The sequence below is a fragment of the Paraburkholderia sp. SOS3 genome (genome assembly GCF_001922345.1).
Lineage (GTDB): Bacteria > Pseudomonadota > Gammaproteobacteria > Burkholderiales > Burkholderiaceae > Paraburkholderia.
Genome location: NZ_CP018811.1, coordinates 2123826 through 2135319, shown reverse-complemented (window position 1 = coordinate 2135319; position 11494 = coordinate 2123826). Strand labels below are relative to the sequence as shown.

The 11494-nt window shown below is 64.8% G+C and carries 10 protein-coding genes; 8 read left to right on the top strand and 2 right to left on the bottom strand.

All coding sequences use genetic code 11. The features are described 5' to 3' along the window. Positions 1 to 34 precede the first annotated feature (34 nt). The 6 genes from dapC (at position 35) to BTO02_RS35060 (ending at position 6891) form a co-directional block, all read left to right on the top strand. A complete protein-coding gene (gene dapC, locus BTO02_RS09740; RefSeq protein WP_075158741.1) occupies positions 35 to 1264 on the top strand; it encodes a succinyldiaminopimelate transaminase in 1230 nt (409 codons plus the stop codon). 83 nt (positions 1265 to 1347) lie between these two features. Next, positions 1348 to 2175, top strand: a complete 828-nt coding sequence (gene dapD / locus BTO02_RS09735) for a 2,3,4,5-tetrahydropyridine-2,6-dicarboxylate N-succinyltransferase (protein ID WP_075156860.1) — start codon at positions 1348 to 1350, stop codon at positions 2173 to 2175. After that, on the top strand, positions 2175 to 2549 hold the full coding sequence (locus BTO02_RS09730) for an ArsC family reductase (RefSeq protein ID WP_075156859.1): 375 nt from the start codon (positions 2175 to 2177) through the stop codon (positions 2547 to 2549). The genes dapD and BTO02_RS09730 overlap by 1 nt, the downstream gene beginning before the upstream one ends. A 158-nt stretch (positions 2550 to 2707) precedes the next feature. Further along, positions 2708 to 3847 (top strand): succinyl-diaminopimelate desuccinylase, encoded by a 1140-nt coding sequence (gene dapE, locus BTO02_RS09725; protein WP_075156858.1) that lies wholly within the window; start codon positions 2708 to 2710, stop codon positions 3845 to 3847. Positions 3848 to 3863: 16 nt separating this feature from the next. Next, positions 3864 to 4787 carry a 50S ribosomal protein L3 N(5)-glutamine methyltransferase gene (prmB, locus tag BTO02_RS09720; protein WP_075156857.1) on the top strand — a complete coding sequence of 308 codons (924 nt, stop codon included), beginning with the start codon at positions 3864 to 3866 and terminating at the stop codon, positions 4785 to 4787. Positions 4788 to 5082: 295 nt separating this feature from the next. Next, positions 5083 to 6891 (top strand): cardiolipin synthase, encoded by a 1809-nt coding sequence (locus BTO02_RS35060; protein WP_232243492.1) that lies wholly within the window; start codon positions 5083 to 5085, stop codon positions 6889 to 6891. Between the two features lie 155 nt (positions 6892 to 7046). Here BTO02_RS35060 and BTO02_RS09705 read toward each other — a convergent pair whose 3' ends face one another. After that, positions 7047 to 7547: a glutathione peroxidase gene (locus BTO02_RS09705; protein WP_075156856.1), complete on the bottom strand. Its 501-nt coding sequence runs from the start codon at positions 7545 to 7547 to the stop codon at positions 7047 to 7049. A 125-nt stretch (positions 7548 to 7672) separates the two neighbouring features. Here BTO02_RS09705 and BTO02_RS09700 point away from each other — a divergent pair, with 125 nt between their 5' ends. Both BTO02_RS09700 and BTO02_RS09695 read left to right on the top strand, forming a co-directional pair. Continuing rightward, entirely contained in the window at positions 7673 to 9655 is a 1983-nt protein-coding gene (locus tag BTO02_RS09700; protein ID WP_075156855.1) for an ATP-binding cassette domain-containing protein, read from the top strand. Positions 9656 to 9742: 87 nt separating this feature from the next. Next, positions 9743 to 10867: a CaiB/BaiF CoA transferase family protein gene (locus BTO02_RS09695; protein WP_083615055.1), complete on the top strand. Its 1125-nt coding sequence runs from the start codon at positions 9743 to 9745 to the stop codon at positions 10865 to 10867. Between the two features lie 241 nt (positions 10868 to 11108). Here BTO02_RS09695 and BTO02_RS09690 read toward each other — a convergent pair whose 3' ends face one another. Further along, positions 11109 to 11372 carry a DUF2866 domain-containing protein gene (locus BTO02_RS09690; protein WP_075156854.1) on the bottom strand — a complete coding sequence of 88 codons (264 nt, stop codon included), beginning with the start codon at positions 11370 to 11372 and terminating at the stop codon, positions 11109 to 11111. Positions 11373 to 11494 lie beyond the last annotated feature (122 nt).

The window sequence follows — 11494 nt, the reverse complement described above, 5'->3', positions numbered from 1 at the left end:
CGCCCATCCGTTTCGTTCCGACCCGGTCCGTCAAGTGAATCCGCTACTCGACTCGCTGCAACCCTATCCGTTCGAAAAGCTGCGTCTGCTGTTCAAGGACGTCATGCCGCCCGCACACATCCAGCCGATCAGCTTCGGCATCGGCGAGCCGAAACATCCGACGCCGGCGCTCGTGCGCGACGCAGTCGTCGCCTCGCTGTCCGGCCTCGCTTCGTACCCGGCGACGCTCGGCTCGCAGCCGCTGCGCGAAGCGATCGCGAACTGGGCGTCGTGGCGCTACCATCTTCCGCCGCTCGATCCGGCCACCGAGGTGCTGCCGGTCGCGGGCTCGCGCGAGGCGCTCTTCGCGCTCGCGCAAACCGTGATCGACCCGCGCCGCAATGGCGCCCAGGCCGCAACCGGCGAGCCCGCGATCGTACTCTGTCCGAACCCGTTCTATCAAATCTATGAAGGCGCGGCGCTGCTCGCGGGCGCCCAGCCCTACTTCGCGAACAGCGACCCGGCGCGCAACTTCGCCTGCGACTATGCCGCCGTGCCCGCCGACATCTGGGCGCGCACGCAACTGCTCTACGTCTGCTCGCCGGGCAATCCGACCGGCGCCGTGCTCACGCTCGACGACTGGCGCGAACTGTTTGCGCTGTCGGACCGCTACGGCTTCGTGATCGCCTCCGACGAGTGCTACTCCGAAATCTACTTCGACGAAGCGAAGCCGCCGCTCGGCTGCCTCGAGGCCGCGCACCAGCTCGGCCGCGGCTACGAGCGGCTCGTCGTGCTGTCGAGCCTGTCGAAGCGCTCGAACGTGCCGGGCATGCGCTCGGGCTTCGTGGCCGGCGACGCTGCCATTCTCAGGCAGTTTCTGCTGTACCGCACCTATCACGGCGCGGCGCTGTCCACCGTCTATCAGACCGCGAGCATCGCCGCGTGGAACGACGAGGCGCATGTGCGCGAGAACCGCGCGAAGTACGCCCGGAAGTTCGCGACCGTCACGCCGATGATCGCGAGCGTGCTCGACGTGCGGCTGCCCGACGCCGCGTTCTACCTGTGGGCCCACGTCGCGCGCACCGGCCTGTCGGATACCGAATTCGCCCGGCGACTGTACGCCGACTATAATGTGACGGTTCTGCCCGGCTCCTATCTCGCGCGCACCGCTCACGGCACGAACCCCGGCCGCGACTTCATCCGCATCGCGCTCGTCGCCGACGTCGACGAGTGCACCGAGGGCGCGCAGCGCATCGTCGACTTCTGCCGCGCGCTCAAGCGTTAAAGTCGACGCCGGCGCACGGTGCCGACGTCGGGCGGCGATGCTTCTCAGTCACCTCTCCATTATTTCAACCGGTCTCGTCACTTATGTCGCAACAACTTCAGCAGATCATCGACACCGCGTGGGACAACCGCGCGGACCTTTCGCCGAAAGCCGCGAGCGCCGAAGTGCGCGATGCGGTCGCGCATGCGCTCGAACAGCTCGATAAAGGGCAGATGCGCGTCGCCGAGAAGAAAGACGGCGCCTGGGTCGTCAATCAATGGCTGAAGAAAGCGGTGCTGCTGTCGTTCCGCCTCGAAGACAATGCGCCGATGCCGGCCGGCGGCTTCTCCCAGTTCTACGACAAGGTGCCGACCAAATTCGCGAACTACACGGCCGAAGACTTCGCCGCCGGCGGCTTTCGCGTCGTGCCGCCGGCCGTCGCGCGCCGCGGCTCGTTCATCGCGAAGAACGTCGTGCTGATGCCGTCGTACGTCAACATCGGCGCCTATGTCGATGAAGGCACGATGGTCGACACGTGGGCCACCGTCGGCTCGTGTGCGCAGATCGGCAAGAACGTGCATCTGTCGGGCGGCGTCGGTATCGGCGGCGTGCTCGAACCGCTGCAGGCGAACCCGGTCGTCATCGAAGACAACTGCTTTATCGGCGCGCGCTCGGAAGTGGTCGAAGGCGTGATCGTCGAGGAAAACTCGGTGATATCGATGGGCGTCTACCTCGGCCAGAGCACGAAAATCTACGACCGCGAAACGGGCGAAGTCAGCTACGGCCGCATTCCGGCAGGCTCGGTCGTCGTGGCGGGCAACCTGCCGTCGAAGGACGGCACGCATAGCCTTTACTGCGCGGTCATCGTCAAGAAGGTCGACGCGAAAACGCGCGCGAAGGTCGGTCTGAACGAACTGCTGCGGGGCGACTGATGACAACGCGGTCTGCGGCGAAGACGATCGTCGTGTACGGCATTCCGAATTGCGACACCGTGAAGAAAGCGCGCGTGTGGCTCGAGGAACACGGCGTCGAATTCGAGTTTCACGATTTCAAGAAGGCCGGCGTGTCCGAGCCGCTCGTGCGCGACTGGCTCAAGGACGTGTCGCTCGATTCGCTCGTAAACCGGCGCGGCACGACGTGGCGCGGCCTGTCCGATACCATGAAGGCCGAAGCCGATAGCGAGGCCGGGGCGATCGCGCTGTTGATCCACAAGCCTTCGGTCATCAAACGGCCGGTGGTCGTGGTCAACGGGCGCGTGAAGGCGCTTGGCTTTGCCGCGGATCAATACGAGGCGCTGTTTGCCTGAGGTTCGCCGCGGTTCGCCCGCGGTTCGCCTCAAGTTCGCCTACGGTGTGATCGAGCCTTGCTTGACGCAGTACGTTTGAAGATAGTCGTTGCCGGCCCCGCCATGTTTTGTGGGCCGGCATTTTTTCATCCTCAGTTTTGAAGAGCAGTTCCGAATCCATGTCCGGCACCCTTGCCCTTACCGAAGCGCTGATTGCGCGCGCATCCGTCACCCCCGACGATCAGCATTGCCAGCGTCTGATTGTCGAGCGCCTCACGGCGCTTGGCTTCGTCTGCGAAACGATCGAGTCGAATGGCGTGACGAATCTCTGGGCGCTCCGGCATGGCACGGACGGCGCCGACGGCAAGCTGCTCGTGTTCGCGGGCCACACCGACGTCGTGCCGACCGGCCCGCTCGAACAGTGGTCGTCGCCGCCGTTCGAGCCGACGCATCGCGACGGCAAGCTGTACGGCCGCGGCGCCGCCGATATGAAAGCGTCGCTGGCCGGCTTCGTGGTCGCAAGCGAGGAATTCGTGGCCGCGCATGCGCAGCATCGCGGCTCGATCGCCTTTCTGATCACGAGCGACGAAGAAGGCGTGGCCACCGACGGCACCGTGAAGGTCGTCGAAGCGCTCGCCGCGCGCGGCGTGCGGCTCGACTATTGCGTGGTCGGCGAGCCGACCTCGAGCGCGCGCTTCGGCGACATGGTGAAAAACGGCCGGCGTGGTTCGATGTCGGGCAAGCTCATCGTCAAGGGTGTGCAGGGGCATATCGCGTATCCGCATCTCGCGAAGAACCCCGTTCATCTGCTCGCGCCGGCGCTTGCCGAACTGGTGACCGAGCGCTGGGACGACGGCAACGAATATTTCCCCCCCACCACCTGGCAGGTGTCGAACCTGCACAGCGGAACCGGCGCGACGAACGTGATTCCGGGCCACGCGGAACTGATGTTCAACTTCCGCTTTTCGACCGCGAGCACGGTCGAAGGCCTGCAAAGCCGCGTGCATGCGATTCTGGACAGGCATGGCCTCGACTACGAACTCACATGGACGGTCAGCGGGCTGCCGTTTCTCACGCCGCGCGGCGCGCTTTCCGATGCGGTCTCGGCCGCGATTCGCGCCGAAACCGGCATCACGCCCGAGCTGTCGACCACGGGCGGCACGTCCGACGGCCGTTTCATCGCGCGGATCTGCCCGCAGGTGGTCGAGTTCGGCCCGCTCAACGCGAGCATCCACAAGATCGACGAACATATCGAACTCGGCTCGATCGAACCGCTCAAGAACGTGTACCGGCGCGTACTCGAACAACTGATCGCCTGAGCGAGGAACCGCTGCGATGACCACCACCCCGTCCTGTCAGGCTTCTCATCCCGCCACGCATCCATTCTCGACGGTGCGCGACGTGCTGCGCTATGCGGTGTCGCGCTTCAACCAGGCGCAACTGTCGTTCGGACACGGTTCGGCGAATGCTTACGACGAAGCGGTCTATCTCGTTCTGCACACGCTGCATCTGCCGCTCGATCTGCTCGATCCGTTTCTCGACGCACGCCTGAGCGCCGACGAAGTCGACACGGTGCTGAAGGTGATCGAGCGGCGCGCGGCCGAACGTGTGCCGGCCGCGTACATCACGCAGGAAGCGTGGATGCACGGCTATCGCTTTCATGTCGACGAGCGCGTGATCGTGCCGCGCTCGTTTATCGGCGAACTGCTGCAGGATGGGCTGCAGCCGTACGTCGAAGACCCCGAAGCGGTATCGGCCGTGCTCGAACTGTGCACCGGCTCCGGGTGCCTCGCGATTCTCGCCGCGCACGCGTTTCCGAATGCCGATATCGACGCGGTCGATCTGTCGCCGGGTGCCATCGAAGTCGCGACGATCAACGTGATCGACTACGAACTCGACGAACGCATTGCCGTATTCGAAGGCGATCTGTTCGCACCGTTGCCCGAGCGCCGTTACGACGTCATCCTCGCGAATCCGCCCTATGTGAATGCGGCGTCGATGGAGGCGCTGCCGGCTGAATACCGGCACGAGCCCGAGCTCGCGCTCGCGGGTGGCGCGGATGGCATGGACATTGTGCGACGCATCATCGGCGAGGCGCGCAACTGGCTGACCGACGACGGTGTGCTCGTGGTCGAGATCGGCAACGAGCGTGCGAACGTCGAGGCGGCGTTCGGCGGGCTCGACCTCGTGTGGCTGTCGACCAGCGCCGGCGATGACAACGTCTTCCTGCTACAGGCGAGCGACTTGCCCGGTGCTTGAGACGTACCGGGTACGGCGGCTCATCAGCCGAAGAAATGCCGAGGGCCGGGGTCAAGACGCTGCGCATCGAGTGTTGAGCATTGATCCGCATCAGGAACCGCTTGTCGGGCGCGCAGCCAGCGCACCTATGATGCCGATTCGTGTGGACAATACGCTTGTCCACACGCAAGATCGGGCCAACCGGCGTGGCCGGTTTGCGGTTCGGTAAGATGGGGGTGGCATCGAGCCTGGCGCCCCTGCTTCGATCGCATCCGGATGCGCGCGAACCGCGCGTCGAACGATCCTTCGTACGCTTATGCAATTCGATCTGCTTCACATCGGCACGCTGGTATTTCTCTGCCACCTGCTCGGCCTGATTGCCGCGTGCCATGCGATCCTGCATACCCGCACGTCGCAAGGCGCGATCGCATGGGCGGTGTCGCTCGTCGCGATGCCGTATCTGACGCTCATTCCGTATCTGTTTCTCGGCCGCAGCAAGTTCGCCGGCTATGTCGACGCGCGGCGTTTCGGCAACGAACTGTTGCGCACGCGCGCGCATCCTCGCGAATGGGAGACTCAGGCGTCGTCGTACGAGCGGCCCGCGCAAGCGCTCGGCGAACACCTCGTACGTTCGCTCACGCGGCTCTCCGGCATGCCGTTTCTGCCCGGCAATACGGTACGCACGCTCGTCAACGGCGAAGCGACGTTCGCGGCCATTCTCGATGCGATCGAAAGCGCACGCAGCTATGTGATCGTGCAGTTCTTTATCGTGCGCGCCGATGCGCTCGGCGAACTGATCAAGGACACGCTGATCAGGAAAGTCGAGCAAGGCGTGCGCGCGTACGTGCTGTACGACAGCATCGGCAGCTTCGATCTGCCGCATCGCTATGTCGCCGCGATGCGCGCGGGCGGCGTCGAGATGCATCCGTTCGCGACGAACCGGCGCTTCGTCAACCGCTTCCAGCTGAATTTCCGCAATCACCGGAAAATCGTCGTGGTCGACGGCGAGTGCGCGTTCGTCGGCGGCCACAATATCGGCGTGGAATATCTGGGCGCGAAGCCTCCCCTCTCGCCGTGGCGCGACACGCATATCGAAGTGCGCGGGCCCGCCGTGGCCAGCATCCAGTTCGTGTTCACCGAAGACTGGTACTGGGCCACGCAGCAATTGCCGCCGCTCGAGCCGCCGCCGCGCGTGCCTGCGACCGCCGCCGCGCCGCCGGTGCCCGCTCGCGCCACGGCTGCGGCTCCGGCGCCTGTGCCGGCTTCGGTGGCGGCCTCGGTGGCGGCCTCGGTGGCGGCTTCGGTGACCGCTTCGATGAGCGCTTCCGTGTCCGCCACAGTCCACCCAGTTGTCGGCGCGTCCGCGACCGAATCGGTGCGCGTGGCGCTGACCGCGGCGGCTGCACCGCTGCCAGACGACGGCGCGTCCCACACTGCACCGGACCCGGCGCCGGACACGCTTGTGCCGATCAGGACGCTGCCGCCGCCGACTGCACGATCGGGCGCGGGTGCCGTGCCGGTGCCCGCGCGCGACGGCGTATCGGCAAGCGCGCCGGACCCGGCGGATCATGCCGGCGACATGCACTGCCTCGTGGTACCGTCGGGTCCCGCCGACAAGCAGGAAACGTGTTCGCTGTTCTTCGTCGAAGCGATCAGCGCAGCTCGCAAGCGGATCTGGATCACGACGCCCTACCTCGTTCCCGACGAAGCCGTGTTCTCCGCACTGCGGCTCGCGGCACTGCGCGGCGTGGACGTGCGCATCCTGATTCCGAGCCGGCGCGATCATATTGTCGTGTTCGAAGCCTCGCGGCTCTATGCTCACGACTCGATCCGCGCCGGCGTGCGCGTGTTTCGCTACCGGCCGGGCTTTCTGCATCAGAAGGTCGTGCTGATCGACGACGAGGCCGCGGCGGTGGGTAGCGCGAACCTCGACAACCGGTCGTTTCGCCTGAACTTCGAGATCATGGTGCTGACGATCGACCGCGGCTTCGCGGCCGAGGTCGAAGCGATGCTCGTGCGCGATTTCGCCGAATCGTACGAGATCGATCGCAGTGAATACCGGAAGTCGCCGCCGTGGCGCCGCATGGCGATGCATGTGGCGCGGCTCTTCGCGCCGATCCTGTAGTGCGTGCCTTATCGTGCGTGTCTTATCGTGCGTCTCTGCAGCGCCGGTCCGTTAGCCCCCTGTCCTGCGTCACCCGACCTGCGTCACGCGTCCTGTGTCACCCGTCCCTTGGCGCCGATCCGTCCCGGTCGCATGGCGCCGGCCCGAACCGCGCGCTACAGCACCTTCTCGATATCGACGGCGATCTCGTCGGGCTTCGTCGGCGGCCCGTAGCGCTTGAGCACCTTGCCGTCACGGTCGACGAGAAACTTCGTGAAGTTCCATTTGATCCGGTCGAAGCCGAGGAGCCCCGGCGCCTCCGTCTTCAGATACTTGAAAAGCGGATGCGTATGCGCGCCGTTCACGTCGATCTTCTCGAACAGCTGAAACGACACGCCGAAGTTCTTTTCGCAGAAGCTGCCGATCTGTGCCGCGTCGCCGGGCTCCTGCTTGCCGAACTGGTTGCACGGAAAGCCAAGCACTTCGAGCCCGCGCGCCGCGTATTGCTGATAAAGCGCCTGCAAGCCTTTGTATTGCGGCGTGAAACCGCATTCGCTGGCCGTGTTGACGATCAGCAAGGCCCGGCCGCGATAGCGTTCGAAACTGATCTCCTCGCCGTTCAACGCGCGAGCCGAGAACGAATAGATGGAGGTCGATGTGTGGTTGGTCTTTGCCATATGCGCTCCCGAAGAAAGTCATCAGTTTACGTACGCGGAGCTTTCGCGCCAGTCGGCCGAACGGACGATGCCTCGCAACGCGCGGCACAGTCTAAAATAGCGTTTTCCTCAAGCCCGGCCATGTTGTGATCCGCTTCAACCAGTTCAGTCTCGCGCGCGGCACCAAGCCGCTTTTCGAACAGACCTCGTTCACGCTGAACCCCGGCGAAAAAGCCGGGCTGGTCGGCGCGAACGGCGCGGGCAAGTCCACGCTCTTTTCCGTCCTGCGCGGCGAACTGCACGCGGACGCCGGCGATTTTTCATTGCCGCCGTCCTGGCAGATTGCGCATGTCGCGCAGGAAACGCCGGCCGCCGACAAAAGCGCGCTCGAGTACACGCTCGATGGCGACGCCGCGTTGCGCGCGATCGAAGCGCGCATCGCCGCCGCCTCGGCCGCGCACGACGGCAGCGCGGAAGCCGAAGCGCACGCGTCGTTCGCGGACGCCGACGGCTACACCGCGCCGGCGCGCGCCGAAGCGTTGCTGCTCGGCCTCGGCTTCACGCTCGAGCAGACACGGGCGAGCGTCGGCAGCTTCTCGGGCGGCTGGCGCATGCGCCTCAATCTCGCGCAAGCGCTGATGTGCCGTTCCGATCTGCTGCTGCTCGACGAGCCGACGAACCACCTCGACCTCGATGCGATCGTCTGGCTCGAAGACTGGCTGCATCGCTATCCGGGCACGCTCGTCGTGATCTCGCACGACCGCGAGTTCCTCGATTCGGTGTGCAATGTTACGCTGCATCTCGAGAACCGGCAGGTCAAGCGCTACGGCGGCAACTACTCGCAGTTCGAAGTCCTGCGCGCGCAGCAACTGGCGCTGCAGCAAAGCGCTTACGAGAAGCAGCAGAAAACGGTCGAGCATCTGCAGAGCTTTATCAACCGCTTCAAGGCCAAGGCCACCAAGGCGCGTCAGGCGCAAAGCCGGATGAAGGCGCTCGAGAAGATGGAGCTGATCGCGCCCGCGCATGCCGCCTCGCCGTTTACGTTCGAATTTCGCGCGCCCGATGCCGCGCCGAATCCGATGATGGTGATGGACGGCGTGCGGTGCGGCTATCGTGCCGACGACGGCGGCGAGATACCGATCGTCGATGCGGTCGCGCTGTCCATCCAGAATGGCCAGCGCATCGGCCTGCTCGGCGCGAACGGCCAGGGCAAGTCGACGCTGATCAAAACGCTCGCCGGCACGCTCGACGCGTTGAGCGGCCATATGCATCAAGGCAAGGGGCTGCGCATCGGCTACTTCGCGCAACATCAGCTCGAAACGCTGCGCCCCGACGACTCCCCTTTGCAGCATCTCGCGCGCCTCGCGCCCGATACCCGCGAGCAGGAGCTGCGCGACTTCCTCGGCGGCTTCAACTTCTCGGGCGAGATGGCCACTGCGCGCATCGCGCCGTTTTCGGGCGGCGAGAAAGCGCGCCTTGCGCTGGCGCTGATCATCTGGCAAAAGCCCAATCTGCTTCTGCTCGACGAGCCGACCAACCACCTCGACCTCGAAACGCGCCACGCCCTGACCATGGCGCTCGCACAGTTCGACGGCACGTTGATCCTCGTCTCGCATGACCGGCATCTGTTGCGCGCGACGACGGATCAGTTCATGCTCGTCGCGAAACACCGGCTGCAGCCGTTCGACGGCGACCTCGACGACTATCGCGACTGGCTGTTGCAGCATGCGGCCGAGCAGCGCGCGGCGCTGAAGGCGGGTGAGGCGGCAAAGCCCGACAACTCGCGAAGCGATGCCTTGGGCAGCATGGGCAGCAGTACCGGCATTGGCGGCGATGCCGCGCTGAACCGTAGGGAACAGCGACGCCAGGAAGCCGAAACGCGCCAGAAGCTCGCGCACCTGAAAAAGCCGCTGCAAACACGCATTACGAAGATCGAGAAGGAAATGGACGCGCTGAACGCCGAGAAGGCCGTGCTCGACGCGTATGTCGCGGACCCGGCCAGCTACAACGCCGAGCTCAAGGCAAAGCTGACCGATGCGCTGCGCCGGCAAGCCGATGTCGCCGCGCGGCTCGAGACGCTCGAAGCACAGTGGCTCGAAGCGCACGAGGAACTCGAGCAAATCGGTTGACCGTTTTCAATTGCGGAATCGACAAATGCAGGACCAGCCACTGCGCGTGCATGACGCGCGGGCACCATCAACGACCGGAGGATAACCGTGTCTTCTGCTGATGCACTAAAAGGCTTGCGCGTGATCGACCTCACGCGCATTCTGCCGGGCCCCGTCGCGACGCTGCGGCTTGCGGAAATGGGCGCCGACGTGCTGAAGATCGAAGCGCCCGGCGATGGCGATGCATCGCGCGTGATGTTGCAAAGCGAGACGGACCGGCTCGAAGGCCGCCCGAGCATGCTCTATCAGATTGTCAACCGCGGCAAGCGCGTGACCCGGCTCGATCTGAAGACTGAGGCGGGCAATACGGTGCTGCGCGCGCTCGCGCGCGAAGCCGATGTGATCGTCGAGAGTTTTCGGCCCGGCGTGATGGAGCGTCTAGGGCTCGGCTACGAGACGCTGCGCGAGCTGAACCCGAAGCTCGTATATTGCGCGATTACCGGTTACGGCTCGACCGGTGTCTACTCGACCATTGCTGGCCACGATCTGAACTTCATCGCTTATTCGGGCGTGCTCGATCAGCTCGCATCGCGCGACGGCACGCCGATCGTGCCGAATTTCCAGATCGGCGATATGCTCGGCGGCGCATTGAGCGCGATCACGCAAATTCTCGCCGCGCTATGGCATGTCGCGCGCGGCGGCGAAGGCCGCTTCGTCGATGTATCGATGACACATGCCACGCATGCGCACAACGTGGTCGCGCATGTCGGGCTCGTCAACGACGGCACGGCGCCCGCGCCCGGCGTCGGACTTCTGAACGGCGGCGCGCCCTGCTACAACCTGTACCGCACGCGCGACGGCCGCTGGCTCGCCATTGCGGCACTCGAACTCAAATTCTGGGAAACGCTTTGCACGGCGCTGAGCCGCTCCGATTGGGCCAAGCGCCACTGGAGCCTCGGGCAAGCGCTCGGCGGCCCCGATGCGGTAGCGTTGACGCAGGAATTGATGGCCCTGATCGAGACGCGCACGCTTGCCGAATGGGTCGAACTGCTCGAGCCGCTGAACTGCTGCGTGGCGCCCGTGCTGACACCGGCCGAGGCGGCGCAGCATCCGTTGTTCGCGCCCGAGTTGTACGCCGCGGCCGAACAGGACGACCCCACCGATCATCCCGGCGACGGCGTGATGCCGCAAGCATGGGGCGCAAACGCGGTGAAAGGATATGAAGAAGGCTAAGGCGCGGCGTGTGGACCGAGGCGCAGACAAGCGAAGGAGCTGGCCGGGCGGGACCAACTAAGCCGGATCAAATAAGCGGCATCAAATAAGCGGCATCAAACAAGCCGGATCAACTGATCGGGACGCACAGATCGGGACCAACTGACCGGAACTAACTGACCGGAACTAACTGAGCGGGCTCAACCGAGCGCGCCGCGTTCAACTTCAGCCGCAACGCAAGCCGGCCGCCGTTCCACTCCATTTATCGCCTCGGCAAGGTCTGCCTCGGCTGCCGCTCGTCGTCGACGAGCACGTGTTTGCGCCCCTGGACATGCCGGCGAATCATGGCTCGCACTTCGTCAGGCGTGACGTCTTCAGCGACCACGCGGCGAGAAATCTGTCCGCCCGTATCGATCCATTCGATGATCCGGCAACTGTCGCCCCACGGTTGGGGAATCGGCGGCGATACGCGGCAACCGCGCAGGTTCGCGAGCCGATCGGCTTCGGGTTCACGAGTCTGTTTCAAGACGCATCCTTTTTCCGTTTATGACGGATTGCCTATGCGCCAAAGAATAGGGAAATCGTGTGGATTCCGGGTTACAGCCGCCCGCACGATATTTACGGCGGATTACGCCGCGCACCATGTGC

Bases quoted from the DNA above. Each gene is read 5' to 3' on its own strand.
- BTO02_RS35060 (WP_232243492.1), top strand. From the start codon at position 5,083: ATGCAATTCGATCTGCTTCACATCGGCACGCTGGTATTTCTCTGCCAC.
- BTO02_RS09730 (WP_075156859.1), top strand. From the start codon at position 2,175: ATGACAACGCGGTCTGCGGCGAAGACGATCGTCGTGTACGGCATTCCG.
- dapD (WP_075156860.1), top strand. From the start codon at position 1,348: ATGTCGCAACAACTTCAGCAGATCATCGACACCGCGTGGGACAACCGC.
- prmB (WP_075156857.1), top strand. From the start codon at position 3,864: ATGACCACCACCCCGTCCTGTCAGGCTTCTCATCCCGCCACGCATCCA.
- BTO02_RS09705 (WP_075156856.1), bottom strand. From the start codon at position 7,547: ATGGCAAAGACCAACCACACATCGACCTCCATCTATTCGTTCTCGGCT.
- dapE (WP_075156858.1), top strand. From the start codon at position 2,708: ATGTCCGGCACCCTTGCCCTTACCGAAGCGCTGATTGCGCGCGCATCC.